The sequence below is a fragment of the Vibrio sp. QJM3NY_26 genome, from assembly GCF_057786005.1.
Genome location: NZ_CM173515.1, coordinates 1,333,851 through 1,350,167, shown reverse-complemented (window position 1 = coordinate 1,350,167; position 16,317 = coordinate 1,333,851). Strand labels below are relative to the sequence as shown.

Genomic DNA, 16,317 nt, shown 5'->3' with positions numbered 1-16,317 from the left:
CCCTTAAAATTTGACGATAAACTCCCTTTCATTCGCCCAAAGAACATCATCACAAACTCGCTACATCACAGAAACATAACCACAACCGGAGTGTGGTCACACAATCGGTTATACCTCATAGGTGGTAGAGTCTCTTACACGTAAAGTATGCGCGTCATTATAATTAATAAAAACACCTTATGCGCTCAACAATCACCTTTAAAATCCTAGTGGCCCTCGCCATTGTGTTCACTTTTCTATTAGCAATATCGACCTACTTTCAATATTCGCAGCAAAAGCAACTTGTAAACTCAGTGTTAAGTGAGCAGCTTCACGATAAAGCGAGCAACTATTTCGATAGCCTCAATATGATGATGCTCACTGGCACCATGGCACAAAAAGAGACCCTTCGTCAGAAAGCCTTAGCTCAAGAAGGCATTGAAAATGTTCGTGTATTACGTGCTGATGCGGTAAGTAAGTTATACGGGCCTGGCAATGACAACCAAACACCTGTGGATGATATTGATAAACGAGCGCTAGCGGGTGAAACCGTTATCGAACCCTTTTCAGCCGATTGGGGAAAAGGCTTGGTTATTGCTCTGCCAATGAAGTCGAGCGAGAACTATCGCGGCACCAATTGTGTGGCATGTCATATGGCGCCAGAAGGGGAAGTATTAGGTGCAATTCGACTTGAATATAACCTTAGCCATGTCAACTCGCTGATCAATACTCAAACGATGACAGCGATCGGTATCATGGCGGTGATCTCCTTTGCCGGATTCGTTCTTACTATGGGATTGATTCGCAAGATAATCGTCCGCCCGCTTCAACAAACCTCTCGCTTTATGACCCAAGTCAGCAGTGATAAAAACCTATCAACTCGGCTGCCAGAGCAAAGCAAGGATGAAATTGGCACGCTTGCTAACTCCATCAACTCGTTCATGGGCACCGTTTCCTACAGCTTAGAGAAGGTACAAGACACCTCACACAAACTGAATGCGTCTGCCAACCAACTGACCAGTGTTGCACAAATTACCGAGCAAGCCGCCAGCGATCAACAAAACGAAACCGCTGAAGTACAAAACAATATCGAAGGGATACAGGCGCAGCAAGTCAATGTAGAACAAGCCACTTTAACCGCTTCAGAGCTCATCAATCATACCGCTGATGTGGCCTGTAAAAGTGCTAACCAAGCACATGATGCAAGTAGTGAGATAAAGAACCTAGTCAGCAGCATAGAAGAAGTGAAACACAAGATACTGACACTCAATGAGCAAACCGGAGAGGTTTCTTCAATATTGAGTGTGATTCGTGGCATTGCCGACCAAACCAATCTTCTAGCCTTAAATGCGGCGATTGAAGCGGCTCGTGCGGGAGAGCAAGGTCGGGGCTTTGCGGTAGTTGCAGATGAAGTTCGAAATCTTGCATCACGCACGGCAGAGGCAACTGGCAGTATTGAGTCAATCATTCATCAGTTCCAGCAAGGCAGTGAAGAGTCGCTAACTTCTGCCGATCGCGTTTGCGAGCAAGCACATCAAAGCTCAACAGATATCGACGCACTGTCCGTTGAAATGAATGGTGTCGTTGAAGAAATGAAACAAGTGCTGGCTCATGCGAAAAATATTCAACAACAGACGCAATCTACTACACACGCGACCGAAGATGTTCAACAAAAGGTTGAAACCATCACTTCTCACGCCGACAACACATCGCAGTCTGCGGCTGAGACTCGTGGAATCAGTAATGATTTAGAAGAGCTGTCTGATCACCTTGAATCTCTTATCAACCAATTCACCTTATCGAACTCAAATACCAACGATAAAGGTCAGTCATAGGTCGGTAGAACTCCCCTACCGACATCAACAAAAAAGCGCTCAATGATGAGCGCTTTATCTTCATAACAATGTCTAGTTCAGGCTTTCAAAGTACCTTAAACCACGATTAGTGCGTAATGGAAACCGCAGTTAAATCTTTATGTTTGTGGTACATCGCGTGTTTGAATATCAGATTCGCACTCACGGTATCCATTCCTGCGACTTCTACATAAGCGCCCTTTTTACGGAACTTAAATACGACCTTATCAAGCGCCTCAACCGACGTGTTATCTAGGAAAGACGCATCCGAAATATCGATGGTCACTAAAGACGTGGCGTTGTCATAATCAAATAGATCAACAAAGGCATCCGAAGAAGCAAAGAAGACATGGCCTTTTACTCGATGAGTGGTGTGCAGTTCGTTGGTCACGACCTCATCGGATATAAAGACCATCGACTTGCTAGCATGTGCATAAAACAGAGCCGATAGCACCACGCCAACCGCAACACCTATTGCGAGATTGTGAGTAAACACCACCACCGCCACGGTTGCTAGCATGGTTACATTGGTTGGGAGTGTGTGGTCTTTAAGCTCAACAACAGAACGCCATGAAAACGTGCCGATTGAAACCATGATCATCACAGACACTAAAGCGGCCATCGGTATCAGCTTCAACCAATCAGAAACAAACACCACCATTAGCAGTAAAACAACCCCGGCGATCAGACTGGATAATCGGGTTAAGCCGCCAGATTTGATGTTAATGATCGACTGGCCAATCATCGCACACCCCGCCATACCACCAAATAGTGAAGCCACGATGTTCGCTACGCCCTGCCCTTTGCATTCATTGTTTTTATTACTTTCTGTATCAGTCAGATCATCGACGATCGTCGCTGTCATTAAGGACTCTAATAAACCTACGAGGGACAGAGCAATAGAATAAGGAAGTATGGTCGCCAGCGTATCAAACGTGAATGGAATATTAGGAATCAAAAATACCGGGAGTGAATCGGGAAGCTTACCCATATCGCCAATTGTTCTGACATCCAAACCAAAGAGCAGACTGACGATAGTAAGTACTACGATGGCAATCAATGGAGACGGTATCGCACTGCCTAATTTAGGGAAATAAGGAAGCAGATAGATAATAGCTAAACCAAGAGCGACTAACAGGTAAACGCTTGATGGCACATTGATGAGTTCGGGGAGTTGCGCCATGAAGATAAGAATCGCGAGTGCGTTAACAAAACCCGTTATGACTGATTTTGAAACAAAGTTCATTAAGTTACCCAGCTTGAGATAACCCGCGGCAATTTGAATCACGCCAGCAAGAAATGAAGCGGCGAGTAGATATTCTAGCCCGTGGTCTTTAACTAAAGTAACCATTAACAGCGCCATTGCGCCCGTTGCCCCAGAGATCATCCCCGGACGACTGCCAACCAAAGCGGTTACAACACAGATACAGAAAGAAGCATAAAGTCCTACTTTAGGGTCGACGCCTGCGATAATTGAAAATGCGATAGCTTCAGGGATCAATGCAAGTGCAACCACAATCCCAGATAATGAATCTCCTTTAACGTTTGATAACCAGTGTTTTTTTAAATAATTAAGCATGTAATTCTCTTTTACTTGTACAGCCAGTCCTGCCTTGTTGAGACATAATTTGATCGACTGTTTTTCTTGAATGAGCGAGCGCTCGAAAAGTGCGGGTGTAGAGAGAATGCAGGGGTTAAGGCGGCGTAATTAACACGTGAATATTAAACTCCTCTGGTTTGTGATTGGTTTGCTATTGATTAAGTAAGCTCAAGCCGATTGATAATAGGTACTAAGGTAAACAGTACAAATTAAGCTAGCGAGTAAACATTAGACTAGATCGTAAGTATTAAGTTGGATCGTAAGCATTGAGCTAGCTTGAGCCGCGCCAATATAAAGTGAGTCTTGACGCAATCACACATTCATTATTGCAAACAAAGATTCCAAACCTATACCAGCTCGTCAACTGTTACTGCTATTCATTAAAACGGTTACGGCTATTGACCAAAACGGTTACTAACCTAGTTTAACAGCCTAACTCCGACATAACGTTTATAAACGTCTAACGGCAATTGCACCGCATGAAATCGAACAAAAAAACAACCCTTAGTGGTTTTTCTTGTCTGTAGACACAATATTTCTTTCGTCGAGCAAGAATAAAGGTTGAAGCTGTCCGTATGACAGGTAATATGTTCAATCGATTTAAAAAGTTTATACAACTCAATGTTTCGGCTAATTATTATGCAAATGTCTATTTATTTGTATTAATGCCAGTAACTTTGAGCTGAATTTGTCCCTCAATGGAGAATGAAACCAACATGACTTACGCGCCTGTAACAGACGTACTTGGCGGCAAGCTAGCGGTAGACAGTGAAGTAACTGTTCGCGGCTGGATCCGTTCACGTCGTGATTCCAAAGCTGGAATCTCTTTCCTTGCCATTTATGACGGCTCTTGTTTCGACCCGATTCAGGCCGTGGTTCCTAATAATCTTAATAATTACGAAGACGAAGTATTAAAGCTAACAACTGGCTGCTCTGTTGAAGTAACTGGTAAGATTGTTGAGTCTCCTGCGAAAGGTCAAGACTTCGAACTAGCAGCAACTGACGTTAAAGTTGTAGGCTGGGTTGAAGACGCTGACACTTATCCAATGGCTAAGACACGTCACTCTATCGAATACCTTCGTGAAGTTGCTCACCTACGCCCACGTACAAACGTGATCGGTGCAGTAGCACGTGTACGTAACTGTTTATCGCAAGCGATTCACCGTTTCTACCACGAGCAAGGTTTCTTCTGGACTTCAGCTCCGCTTATCACTGCATCTGACGCAGAAGGCGCTGGTGAAATGTTCCGCGTATCTACGCTAGACATGGAAAACCTACCTCGCACTGACGAAGGCAAAGTTGATTTCAACGAAGATTTCTTCGGTAAAGAGACTTTCCTAACTGTATCTGGCCAACTTAATGCGGAAGCTTACGCTTGTGCACTAAGCAAGGTTTACACGTTCGGTCCTACGTTCCGTGCTGAAAACTCAAACACAAGCCGCCACCTAGCTGAGTTCTGGATGGTTGAGCCTGAAGTTGCGTTTGCAGACCTTGACGATGTAGCAAAACTGGCTGAAGACATGCTTAAGTACGTTTTCGCTGCTGTTCTTGAAGAGCGCCGCGACGACCTTGAGTTCTTCGCTTCTCGCATCGACAAAGAAGCAATCACTCGTCTGGAGCAATTCGTAGACGCTGATTTCGCACAAGTTGACTACACTGACGCAATCCAAATCCTACTAGATTCTGGTAAGAAATTTGAATTCGACGTTGAGTGGGGCATCGACATGTCTTCAGAGCATGAGCGTTACCTAGCTGAAGAGCACTTTAAAGCGCCTGTTATCGTTAAGAACTACCCGAAAGACATCAAAGCTTTCTACATGCGCTTAAACGACGACGGCAAAACAGTTGCAGCTATGGACGTACTTGCACCAGGCATCGGTGAAATCATCGGTGGTGCACAACGTGAAGAGCGTCTAGACATTCTAGACGAGCGCATGATTGGCATGGGTATCGACCCAGAACACATGAGCTGGTACCGCGACCTACGTAAATACGGCACCGTGCCACACGCAGGCTTCGGTCTTGGCTTCGAGCGTCTAGTATCTTACGTAACAGGTATGGGCAACGTTCGTGACGTGATTCCATTCCCACGTACGCCACGCTCTGCTAACTTCTAATCTCAGCTTTCTTCTTTCAGAGAAGTCAGTATAGATAGATAAAAACCTCCGTATATACGGAGGTTTTTTTATACGCGCTCATTTATAAGGGCATGTTCATAAGCGCCATTGATAAGCGCCTACTGATAAAAGCTTAACTGCTCAATCTACTCGACAGTACGAACCAAAAAGTGATCTAAAAGTATCTTCTCGCCCGTCTGTTCTAGCGGCTTAAATTCAATCACCATCTGATCACCCTTTTGCTCAAAAGCATTCACTTTAAAGAATAAACTATCCTTATCCGCCCTAATGTTATGAGCAACCTGACGACCATTTACAAACACATCAAAAGCGGGCGCTTTTGGGTTTGCAGGAATGACAGTTTCAAAAGTGTACGTTTCACCTTCTTGCGCATAAGCGGTGTTGTAAATACCGCCATCCTTCGTCCAATAAGTACCATTAAAGTCCATACTTCCAGCTTTCCAGTAGCTGTAAAAGGCATGAAGATCTTCGATACTGTTCTGGGTCGTTGGCGTCCATCTTACGTCACCAAGATTTACTGGCTTCGAGTAACTAAACCCATGCGTTCTCATATCCTTGTTTAAGGAATCTAATCTCCCCAAAACATCATCAAAGGTATCTTGCCAACCAAGCTCGCCATAATATTGAAGGCCAATTTCTCCAATAATGTAAAACTCGTCGTCTCGTTCAATCGTAATGCCTGAACCTGAGTCGCCATGGATGATCAGCCACTGCAAATCACTTTGAGGCATGATCACCGGGTTATATTTATATTCAGCTAACCATTTTTTATCTGCGTCGTTGTACTTAACAAATTTTTTGCCACCATTACGTCCGTTATAGTTACCAAAGCCAACACTGTTTACTTCATAGACTTCTGAATGGTTAAACATCCCTTTCTCTGGTAACTTCGCGGGCTTAATACCGGTGATTGGCGTGTCTAAGCGCACCAGAGCAAAATCATAAATACCATCGGTGAATTCATATTCGCCCCACTCTCCATCAGGGTCGGTGGTCGCACGTGATGTATGAATAACGTTGTACTTACCGTTCTCATCTTTTTCATAAGAAGAACAAGTTACCGCATTCTCATAACCTTCGCTTTTAGACCCGGATACATGGTTAGCAGTGATCACCCAATATGGGTCAATCAACGTTGCCGAGCCGGCATTCATGTGACATGCAAAATCGAATTGAGTTTGTAGAGCGAACGTTTTGTGTTGAGTGACCGAACGATCCATTTTTCCGAGACCCGCGTGCGCAGAAAAGGTCGCTACAATTGCTGATGCTAGAATGATTCTTTTCATGTTACTCAACCTCTCTCAACTGGATAGCCTCAATAGCGTGATAGCCTTGTCTCGATTCAAAATCAAACTGCCTATATTGGCGTGAATATGAGATTTCAACGATGTCATCTGGAGATTGGGTTTCAAAGGTGACGATGTTTTTTACACTGGTCATGTGAAAGGAAATATCATTTTTAATTGTGATGCATTGCTTGTTAATACATGCCGTCACATCAGCAGAAGACAGCCAATTATGTGTATAAAGCTCTACAGAAAATCGCCCTTCTTTACTCGGCTGAACGTCAAAAGAAAAACCACTAGAACCAACAAGCAAACCTGAAAAAGCCAGATCTTGGTTATAATCCGTAGAGTCGCCGTCTTGCCAGTAGTAACGATTGCCAACTGCATTTTTAGTCTCTGAATTAGCGACTTGTTTTAAATCACCAATAACCTTCACATCACCAATTAAGGCGCTATTGGGTTTATCTTTTCTTTGATGCTCTCCATAAAGAAAAGCCCAATCTAAGCCGTTTAGATCCACCTCTCTTGCGTAACGATACTTTCCCTCATCAAGCTCATAGCCGATAAATTCACTGGAAATAGACAATCTATTCGTACCAACTTCCGAAAAATTGCTTAGTCGATTCAAATCAACATGGAGTTCGCTTGCTGAAGCATTGGTGGCTAACAAAGCCAACATGCACAGGTTTGTTTTTGTATATTTCAATCTCATAATCCCGCACCTCAATTAGTCATAACCAATTGTAATAAATGGGGAATTTAAACCTGTAAGGTACTGTAAGCCCTTAACTGGGTCACTTTTATCGCACAGCGACCAATAATTGACGTGAATATATAGCAATGAAAGGTAGGCTCTAGTTATTTCCCAGCACAACCAATAAGCCAAGTTTTTGACTAAAGGTGATGCATATTCCAAATAATCACCATTTCGCGCTTACACAGACTTACAAAGCCTGTGGCATTAAAGTATGAGATAGCCTTCAGAGCTCAGGTTTGATGCCATTATTCAAAAATTCAGGTTATTTGAAACAAAAAAGCCCTGCCAAATTCTGGCAGGGCTTAAAATAATTCGACTGGATAATCGGCTTAATCGACATCTTGGTCGATAGCGTATTTTATCGCGAGACCGCAGATTGCCATCATAACGAACGGGATAGCCGCTGTTGTATATTCAGCCCAAGCCATATCAGCGAAGGCTTTTGCCAGCAATACGTGGCCGAGAATAAGCAGAAGCGCACACACAATCGCGACGATAATCAGCTTAACTTCATTTCCCATAGTCATTTTCAACATAACGGTATCTCCAATATTTGGTCTAACTGTATTGAATCACAACTCTTTGTTGTACAAGGCGTACAGTTGCACCAGAAACAATCCGTACAGTTGAAATCATTGTCTGTTTTATGAGTGACTTAAGATTTTACGAATGCGTAAGTTGATGTGCCAGTTTGCCAAGCAAGATTAGTGCTTGTTCTTTCTCTTCTGTGAGTTCATAAGAGAAGTTCAATCTGATCGCGTTATCTACTCTGCCCTGCTCACTAAACAGATCGCCTGAAGCGACACTGATCCCCTGAGCAATCGCTAGTTGGTAAAATTGTTGACTGTCGAATTTGGCGGAAAGACGAATCCATATGAAGTAGCCACCAGCCGGTTCTTCAATCTCGACGGAATGCGGGAAGTACTGCTTGATGACCTCAATGAATCGCTCTTTTCTCACTAGAAGATTTTTACGTAATTTACGAAGGTGATTGTCGTAGCTTTCATGTGTTAAGAAGTGTGCGACGCCAAGTTGAACAGGCGCACTACTCGACAGTGTAGAAAGAAGTTGCAGCTTTTGAATGGCATCATTGAAACGCGTGTTCACAACCCAGCCGACCCGATAACCCGGACACAGACTTTTTGAGTACGAACCACAAAGCAGAACAGAATCGGTCTTATCGAAGGCTTTTAGTGGCTTGGGTTTATGCCCTTGGAAGTAGAGGTCACCATATACGTCATCTTCAATAATGTAGGTTTCGTGTTGTTCTGCAATCTCAACCACACGGCGCTTCGCTTCTTCAGACAAACTTGTCCCTGTCGGGTTTTGAAACGTCGTCATCAACCAACACGCTTTTACATCTTGGTTTTGTAGTGCGCTTTCAAACTGATCAATATTCAATCCATTGATTGGACAAACATCCACTTCGATAGGATTGAGTCCTAATCTTTCTACGGCCTGTAAAGCACCATAGAAAGCGGGAGATTCAATCACAACATTATCACCCGACTTAGTAACCGTTTGCAGGCTTAGGTTAAGCGCTTCCATTGCGCCAGAGGTAATCACGATATCTTGATGGTTAACCGTAATGCCTTGTTGCAGGTAACGCTGCGCGATTTGTCTTCTTAAGGACTCACTGCCCGGTGGCAGATTATTGATCACACTGGCACCTGTCATCTTTCTACCAGCACTGGCAAGGTTTCGAGTCAAGGTAGGTAATGGGAACAGATCAGGGTCTGGGAATGCTGAGCCAAAAGGAATCACACCTTCTGCGGAACTCGACTTCAAAAAGTCGAATAAGCGATCATTAATGGCTTTCTTTTGGTGTACTAACGGCAGTTCATAATCAACGCCGTCCACACGTGGTGCAACAAAGTAGCCCGACTGAGGCTTAGCGATGATCCACCCTTCACTTTCTAACAATTGGTAGGCTTGTAAGACAGTACTATTACTGACGTTGTAATTTCGACAACTCATGCGTACCGAAGGGATCTTCTCTCCGGATCGCCAAGTGTTATTAGCGATCTGAGTTCGAATATCCTTTGCAAGCTCTTCATAACGCGCCATCTAATTGTACTACCTAGATAAATTCTAATAAGCCGGAGATTTTATCACTAACGTTAACAACTATTGCTGCTATCCATATGATTGGACCTAATTTCTATAATAGTGTGAATTGGTTCACAGATAACTTTGTATGCTTTGCTAAGTTTGTAACCAAGGCGGGAGCCAAGTTCGCTCTACGCCTCTATAATTTGATGTAACCCAAAAAACATGCGAGATAACAATGAAAAAAATAGAAGCAGACCAGTTAAGTTATAAAGGAGAGTCAAACGGTGTTCATAGTTGGACAACACCGAGTGGCCAGCCATATTACTGGCACCCAGATTGGCTACATATCGCTGAAGATGCAACAGGCTCACATCCAAAGCAGAAGATCGACGTCGATCAAAACCAAGCACCAACTGAGAAACACGCGGTGTCTGCTATTCTGAAACACCTTAACCAATGGGCATCAGACAAACTAGCATCTCACCCTGAGATTGAAACAGGTTCTATCGAAGCTGAAATCAACCTGAAAAAATAATACGCAATGAGGCGTATCGGCTTTGACTGTTTTCACAAACGAGCAAGCCAAGATCGATCACTGAATAGCCTCGAATCTCTATCGAGGCTATTCACATATACGCATAGTAATGCTGTAATAATCCCCACTTAGTTAACAAATCACTTACACACACCAATTTCTTGTATCATTCAGCGAAAGCTATCGATAGAATTTCTGGTCCTATTTACGCAAGTCATTCAAGTTATGTATATTTCAAAGCAAGCAATGCGTCTTGCAAAGTAAAATATGCGTACTTAAAACTCGTGAATCTAGTAAGAATTATACAGACCAGAAACGAAACTGAACAAAGGCTTATCGATGGATACATCAAACTATAATCAATCGCTAACAACCCAGCTATATGCCATCGCTGGTGTGCTTTTTGGCACCTATGGCAGTCGGGTATGCCCTATGCTCGACACCTTAACGACGTTAGAAATTTTCACTCAAGTGAGTGTCGTTTTTGCCTTAGTCTGGTTTGTGCGCCATTATCTATTAGCCCGCCATGCTTTAGTTAAACAAGGTCGGTTTGCGCAGCTCGACACCTTGTTGTTTTTTGCTGCTAGTGTCCCTTTTGCGCTTTATTACAACTTAAGTTATGACTTCACCATCGATAGCAATTTAAAAGTGCTCTTTGGAATGACGTTATTTGGCTTCTTTACTGGAAGCATTCTTCAGTTGAAAGCGAAACTTACGCAAATGGACAAAATGGAACATTCTGGGCAGTTTGACTTCCAACTGATTGGCGAACGAAGTTCATTAGTTAAACAAATGGTCGGTTTAGTAATCGTACTTCTGATCACGCTGACCACCATGCTGACGATGGTTGCCGTTAAAGATATCTTTTGGTTAGAACATAACCCAGGTCGCTTACTGGACGGCACAGGTAAAGTCAGCGTGATTAAAGAGTTCATCTACCTTGCGTTGGTGCTTGGTGGATACGCAATAACCATCATGACATTGTGGAGCAAGTTGATTAAACGCATTCTCTTGAGCCAAGAACACGCGTTGAACAAGGTAACTAAAGGCGAGCACGGCGTTCGTTTGCCTATTTTTGGCTATAACGAACTGGGTTCTATGGCGTCAATGACCAACACCATGCTTGATAGCCTCGAAACCGCACAAAACGAAGTCAAAACTACCCGTGATGTTGCAATTGTAAGCCTGTCTGCACTCGCAGAATCTCGAGACAATGAAACTGGCGCCCATATTCTAAGAACCCAAGAATACGTTAAGGTACTCGCACAAGAACTCAGCAAATCTGAAACGCACTCTACTTTGTTAACACCAAATTATATCGAGTTGCTTTATAAGTCGGCTCCCCTGCATGACGTCGGCAAGGTGGGTATCCCTGACAATGTTTTACTAAAGCCGGGGAAATTAACCGACGAAGAATTTGAAATAATGAAGGGCCACCCTGCAATTGGCGCTGAAGCCTTGTCTATCGCAGAAAAGCAGTTGGGAAGCTGCTCTTTCTTAAAAGTCGCAAAAGAAATATCACTGACTCACCATGAAAAATGGAATGGCAGCGGTTATCCAAATCAGCTGTCTGGTGAGGACATTCCATTATCCGGTCGCTTAATGGCATTAGCCGATGTTTATGACGCGTTAATATCAAAACGAGTCTACAAGCCAGCCTTTACTCATGAACAAGCTAAGCAGATTATCTTAGAGGGCAATGGGACGCATTTTGATCCGCAAGTTGTCCAAGCTTTTCTGGCTGTCGAACAAGAGTTTGTTTCGATTGCCGCGACCTACAAAGATGGCAAAAATGTACCAAGTGAACTCGAGCGTGAAAGCTTTATTGCTCAACCAGCCTAATCTATATTAAAACCACTAACTTCTTGCACCCTATAGGTTAATCCGTAGGGTGTTTTGTTATCAAATACCCTCTTTAGTCAATAAATCTGATTGAAATGGATTTTTTTTGGCCTTTCTGTTCACTTCGTATTGTCTTAAAAATTCCATACAGGTATAACTACCCATAGATACTATCCCCTCTCAATTGACATGGATGAAGATTATGTTTGAAAAAGTGTTAGCTGCTCCCGCCGATCCTATCCTCGGCCTTACTGAAGAGTTTAAAAAAGACTCTCGTGCAGAGAAAATCAACCTTGGTGTTGGCATCTACAAAAATGAAGCTGGCCAAACGCCTGTACTTAAAACAGTAAAGAAAGCAGAAGCTGCACTTCTTGAAAGCGAAAAAACCAAATCTTATCTGACAATTGAAGGTACAGCTGAGTACGGCCTAGCTGTTCAGAAGCTTCTTTTCGGTTCAGACGCAGAGATCGTAACGTCTCAACGCGCGAAAACTGCACAAGCTCCTGGTGGTACTGGTGCACTTCGCGTTGCTGGCGAATTCATCAAGCGCCAACTAGGCGATGCTAAAATCTGGATCAGTAACCCAACTTGGGCAAACCACAACGGTGTTTTCGCTGCCGCGGGTATCGAGACAGCTCAATACAGCTACTACAATGCTGAAACAAAAGACAAAGACTTCTCAGGCATGGTTGCTGACCTAGAGAAAGCTTCTGAAGGTGATATCGTTCTTCTTCACGGCTGCTGTCACAACCCAACAGGTATCGACCCAACAACTAACGAGTGGGAAGTGCTGGCTAAACTGGTTGCTGAGAAGAAACTGCTTCCTTTATTCGATTTTGCTTACCAAGGTTTTGCAAAAGGCGTTGAAGAAGATGCAGCTGGTCTACGTATTTTTGCTCAATACAACAAAGAGATCCTTGTTGCTAGCTCATTCTCTAAGAACTTCGGCTTGTACAACGAGCGTGTGGGCGCATTCACTCTAGTTGCAGAATCTGCAGACGTAGCAACGACAGCGTTCTCTCAAGTTAAGAGCATCATCCGCTCTATCTACTCTAACCCACCAGCGCACGGTAGTGCTGTAGTAACTCACATCCTTGGTGATGCTGATCTACGTGCTGAATGGGAAGCGGAAGTGGCAGAAATGCGTGACCGTATCCAAGAGATGCGTGAGCTATTCGTAACAACATTGAAATCTGAAGGTGTTGATGCAGACTTTACATTCATCGAGCGCCAAAACGGCATGTTCTCGTTCTCTGGCCTAAGCAAAGAACAAGTAACTCGCCTGAAAGACGAATTCGCTATCTACATTGTTGGTTCTGGCCGTATCAGTGTTGCTGGCATGACTAAGTCAAACATGGGTCCTCTATGTAAAGGTCTTGCTGCGGTTCTTTAATCGAAAAGCGAAACCTGTATCTGTCGACCTATAGATATGCAAAAGCCAGCGATTAAGCTGGCTTTTTTGTGTCTGTCTCTTTGTATATAAGAGCTATGTATACAAAAGCTATGTATATAAGAGCTATTAAGGCACTTAGCCTTTTCGTTACTAACACTTAGTCTCTGCGTACTAACGCTTAGCCTCTGCGTTACTGGTTAGTACTCTAAGAAGAACTCTACACCTAGCTCGTTAGTACGCTCACTACGAATCTTACCTTCGCCATCTCGGTGTTGATAAGAGCCACCAATCGCAAACTTGTTGGTCACCAGATAGCGTAAACCTAGGTGATAGATCTCTTCATCAAACAGGTCACTGCGATTTACTTGCACACTACCGTTCGCAATCCAGCGTTTGGCGAAGCCATAGTTAAGTTCGGCTTTAATCCCTTGGATAAACTCGGTATCTGAAGACTCAGTTCGGTTGGTATCGTTATCTTCCACCTCCCCCTTAGTGATACCAAGCAGGTAGTAAGCCACTATATCTAAATCTTTCTTAATGCTGTAACGGTAACCAACACCTGGCATAAGCGTATCAATTCGAGTTGTCGTGTCATCCGGGTGAATAAAGCGCGCACTGTAGTCGCCCAACAACAACCAATCATCCGTCATCACGTAACTGACGCCTAATCCATACGATGAGGCATTATTATTGCCACCTGCATCTTCATTTAAACTGCCCGAATGCGCGGTGGCATAAACATGGTCATAATCAAGAATATCCACCGCGTTAGTGTCCGCCCACGAACTTGGAGAAAAAATAAAAACTGCAGATACCAAACTAAGCTTCCACTTCGACATTCCTATCATCCTTCAACTGTCACTCCATTAACTGAAAGATTAGTCTATCCATAAGACTTTAAAAAGGTTTTAGCTCACAGATTGATTTGTGCCGGAAAATTATTATCAAATGTTGTACCATGAAATCATACAAACCAATGGATGATCATTATGGATGCTGAGTTATTAGAGATTCAAAACTTTCTGGCACAATACCCCCCTTTCTCTGAACTTCCTGAAGAGATATTGGTGAAAGTGACCAGTAGTGTGGAAATTTCTTATTACCGCCAAGATACCCCTATCATTCACTTTGGTGATCAAATTCATGACCTCTATATCGTTCGAAGTGGTGAAGTTGAAGTCTATCGTCGTAAGGGCGAACTCTATAATCGCCTTGATGAAGGGCATGTGTTTGGACAAATGGGACTGCTGACCAACAACAAAGTTCGCTTCCCAGTTAAAGCGACCGAAGATACCCTTCTCTATTGCATCCCTGAGCCGATTTTCCAAGAGCTCTACGACAACTATGATTCATTCGCCGACTTTGTCGAGGTGGAAGATAACGCGCGACTTCGCCAAGCAAACTCAGACAGCAACGACGCCAACGATTTATCGACATCTAAGGTCAAAACGCTATTGACCAGCGAAGCACCGATGATCGAGAAAACGCGCACCATCCAACAAGCTGCAACCATGATGGCAGAAGACAATGTCTCTTCTCTACTGATCATCGACCCTGATATTGTTGAAGATGATGAAGACGATTCAACACCTGTTATCGGCATCATTACCGACCGAGACTTATGTACTCGCGTTCTAGCCGAAGGCCTTGACCCGTCGGATGAAGTATCCAGTGTGATGACACCAGAGGTTATCTCACTCGACCACAATGCCTATGTATATGAAGCAATGATGACCATGCTTCGCTATAACGTCCATCACCTACCCGTGCTAAAAGATAAGAAGCCTATTGGTATTATCGAAGCGACCGATATTGTACGTTACGAATCTCAAAACTCACTGTTGTTGGTAAGCAGTATCTTCCAACAGCAAAGCATCGAAGACCTCAAAGTACTTTCTGAACAAGTAAAAGACAGCTTCGTTCGCCTAGTAAACGAAGATGCCAACGCCCACATGGTTGGCACAGCTATGTCGGTAATTGGCCGTAGCTTTAAACAGCGTATTATCGAGCTTGGTGAAGAAAAATTGGGTAAAGCACCCATTCCCTATTGTTTCCTTGCGCTCGGTTCAATGGGGCGCGATGAGCAATTGCTCGTAACAGACCAAGATAATGCCATCATTCTCGACGATACCTACGACGAAAAAAAGCACGGTAAGTACTTTGAAGAGTTATCAACCTTCATTTGTGATGGTTTGGACCAGTGTGGCTACGTTTACTGTACTGGCGACATCATGGCCACCAACCCAACGTGGCGTATGACTCGTCGCCAATGGGAAGAGTGCTTTGCCGATTGGATTGATGATCCAAACCCGAAAGCGCTATTGAACGCTTCTATCTTCTTTGATTTAGACGGTGTCTACGGCCGCTTGAAATGGGCGGAACAACTGAACAGTTTTATTGTTCGCCGAGCACGTAAGAACAACCGTTTCTTAGCATGTCTTGCTCGTAATGCGCTTAACCGCACACCGCCACTCGGGTTCTTCAAAGATTTCGTTATGGAAAAAGATGGTCGTCATAACAACTCGATCAACCTTAAACGTCGTGGTACCGCACCACTTGCCGATCTAATTCGTGTTCACTCTTTGGCGGTAGCCTCTCGTTCGAAGAACTCATTCGAACGTTTGGATGACATTATCGACGCAGGTATTCTGCCAAAAGGCCGAGCTCAAGATTTGAAAGATGCGATGGAGTTTATCTCCTTAGTTCGTATTCGCCACCAGGCACACGATGTCGACAACAACATAGAACCGGATAACAACATTGAGCCAGAGAACCTATCTGACTTCGAGCGACGCAACCTAAAGGACGCATTCCAAATATTAAGTAATGCGCAGAACTTCCTTAAGTTCCGTTATCAAGCCAGCAATAAGTTTAAGTAGGGC

General features: G+C 43.7%; 12 protein-coding genes. 6 read left to right on the top strand and 6 right to left on the bottom strand.

Annotated features, from left to right (window positions below):
• Window positions 1–179: 179 nt before the first annotated feature.
• On the top strand, window positions 180–1,814 hold the full coding sequence (locus tag AC3CH4_RS06070) for a methyl-accepting chemotaxis protein (RefSeq protein WP_171314644.1): 1,635 nt from the start codon (window positions 180–182) through the stop codon (window positions 1,812–1,814).
• A gap of 106 nt (window positions 1,815–1,920) precedes the next feature.
• Here the strand turns inward: AC3CH4_RS06070 and AC3CH4_RS06065 are convergent, their stop codons facing one another.
• Complete coding sequence (locus AC3CH4_RS06065; protein ID WP_135455028.1) at window positions 1,921–3,411, bottom strand: SulP family inorganic anion transporter; 1,491 nt, start codon at window positions 3,409–3,411, stop codon at window positions 1,921–1,923.
• Window positions 3,412–4,148: 737 nt separating this feature from the next.
• On the opposite strand from AC3CH4_RS06065, the gene asnS reads away from it, so the two are divergent.
• Window positions 4,149–5,549, top strand: coding sequence for an asparagine--tRNA ligase (gene asnS, locus AC3CH4_RS06060; protein WP_004734710.1), 1,401 nt, complete (start codon window positions 4,149–4,151; stop codon window positions 5,547–5,549).
• A gap of 146 nt (window positions 5,550–5,695) precedes the next feature.
• On the opposite strand, the gene AC3CH4_RS06055 is transcribed toward asnS, so the two are convergent.
• The 4 genes from AC3CH4_RS06055 to AC3CH4_RS06040 form a co-directional block, all read right to left on the bottom strand.
• Window positions 5,696–6,856: a trypsin-like serine peptidase gene (locus tag AC3CH4_RS06055; protein ID WP_488543442.1), complete on the bottom strand. Its 1,161-nt coding sequence runs from the start codon at window positions 6,854–6,856 to the stop codon at window positions 5,696–5,698.
• Between the two features lies 1 nt (window position 6,857).
• Entirely contained in the window at window positions 6,858–7,535 is a 678-nt protein-coding gene (locus AC3CH4_RS06050; protein WP_488543618.1) for a hypothetical protein, read from the bottom strand.
• Window positions 7,536–7,942: 407 nt separating this feature from the next.
• A complete protein-coding gene (locus tag AC3CH4_RS06045) occupies window positions 7,943–8,149 on the bottom strand; it encodes a hypothetical protein (protein ID WP_004734707.1) in 207 nt (68 codons plus the stop codon).
• A 127-nt stretch (window positions 8,150–8,276) separates the two neighbouring features.
• Entirely contained in the window at window positions 8,277–9,680 is a 1,404-nt protein-coding gene (locus tag AC3CH4_RS06040) for an aminotransferase-like domain-containing protein (RefSeq protein WP_145563826.1), read from the bottom strand.
• Window positions 9,681–9,900: 220 nt separating this feature from the next.
• Between AC3CH4_RS06040 and AC3CH4_RS06035 the strand changes: the two genes are divergently transcribed.
• The 3 genes from AC3CH4_RS06035 (at window position 9,901) to AC3CH4_RS06025 (ending at window position 13,435) form a co-directional block, all read left to right on the top strand.
• Window positions 9,901–10,200: a hypothetical protein gene (locus AC3CH4_RS06035; RefSeq protein WP_145563824.1), complete on the top strand. Its 300-nt coding sequence runs from the start codon at window positions 9,901–9,903 to the stop codon at window positions 10,198–10,200.
• A 339-nt stretch (window positions 10,201–10,539) separates the two neighbouring features.
• Window positions 10,540–12,042: an HD-GYP domain-containing protein gene (locus AC3CH4_RS06030; RefSeq protein ID WP_237290629.1), complete on the top strand. Its 1,503-nt coding sequence runs from the start codon at window positions 10,540–10,542 to the stop codon at window positions 12,040–12,042.
• 202 nt (window positions 12,043–12,244) lie between these two features.
• Window positions 12,245–13,435 carry an amino acid aminotransferase gene (locus tag AC3CH4_RS06025; protein ID WP_171314649.1) on the top strand — a complete coding sequence of 397 codons (1,191 nt, stop codon included), beginning with the start codon at window positions 12,245–12,247 and terminating at the stop codon, window positions 13,433–13,435.
• A gap of 197 nt (window positions 13,436–13,632) precedes the next feature.
• On the opposite strand, the gene AC3CH4_RS06020 is transcribed toward AC3CH4_RS06025, so the two are convergent.
• The gene (locus tag AC3CH4_RS06020) at window positions 13,633–14,274 is read right to left on the bottom strand and encodes an outer membrane beta-barrel protein (RefSeq protein ID WP_171312056.1); all 642 of its coding nucleotides are present in this window, start codon (window positions 14,272–14,274) and stop codon (window positions 13,633–13,635) included.
• A 150-nt stretch (window positions 14,275–14,424) separates the two neighbouring features.
• Between AC3CH4_RS06020 and AC3CH4_RS06015 the strand changes: the two genes are divergently transcribed.
• Window positions 14,425–16,314, top strand: coding sequence for a DUF294 nucleotidyltransferase-like domain-containing protein (locus AC3CH4_RS06015; protein WP_004734701.1), 1,890 nt, complete (start codon window positions 14,425–14,427; stop codon window positions 16,312–16,314).
• Window positions 16,315–16,317 lie beyond the last annotated feature (3 nt).

Coding starts and splice junctions, on each gene's coding strand:
- asnS (WP_004734710.1), top strand. CDS start 4,149: ATGACTTACGCGCCTGTAACAGACGTACTTGGCGGCAAGCTAGCGGTA.
- AC3CH4_RS06050 (WP_488543618.1), bottom strand. CDS start 7,535: ATGTTGGCTTTGTTAGCCACCAATGCTTCAGCAAGCGAACTCCATGTT.
- AC3CH4_RS06030 (WP_237290629.1), top strand. CDS start 10,540: ATGGATACATCAAACTATAATCAATCGCTAACAACCCAGCTATATGCC.
- AC3CH4_RS06035 (WP_145563824.1), top strand. CDS start 9,901: ATGAAAAAAATAGAAGCAGACCAGTTAAGTTATAAAGGAGAGTCAAAC.
- AC3CH4_RS06055 (WP_488543442.1), bottom strand. CDS start 6,856: ATGAAAAGAATCATTCTAGCATCAGCAATTGTAGCGACCTTTTCTGCG.
- AC3CH4_RS06025 (WP_171314649.1), top strand. CDS start 12,245: ATGTTTGAAAAAGTGTTAGCTGCTCCCGCCGATCCTATCCTCGGCCTT.
- AC3CH4_RS06065 (WP_135455028.1), bottom strand. CDS start 3,411: ATGCTTAATTATTTAAAAAAACACTGGTTATCAAACGTTAAAGGAGAT.
- AC3CH4_RS06045 (WP_004734707.1), bottom strand. CDS start 8,149: ATGTTGAAAATGACTATGGGAAATGAAGTTAAGCTGATTATCGTCGCG.
- AC3CH4_RS06040 (WP_145563826.1), bottom strand. CDS start 9,680: ATGGCGCGTTATGAAGAGCTTGCAAAGGATATTCGAACTCAGATCGCT.
- AC3CH4_RS06020 (WP_171312056.1), bottom strand. CDS start 14,274: ATGTCGAAGTGGAAGCTTAGTTTGGTATCTGCAGTTTTTATTTTTTCT.
- AC3CH4_RS06015 (WP_004734701.1), top strand. CDS start 14,425: ATGGATGCTGAGTTATTAGAGATTCAAAACTTTCTGGCACAATACCCC.
- AC3CH4_RS06070 (WP_171314644.1), top strand. CDS start 180: ATGCGCTCAACAATCACCTTTAAAATCCTAGTGGCCCTCGCCATTGTG.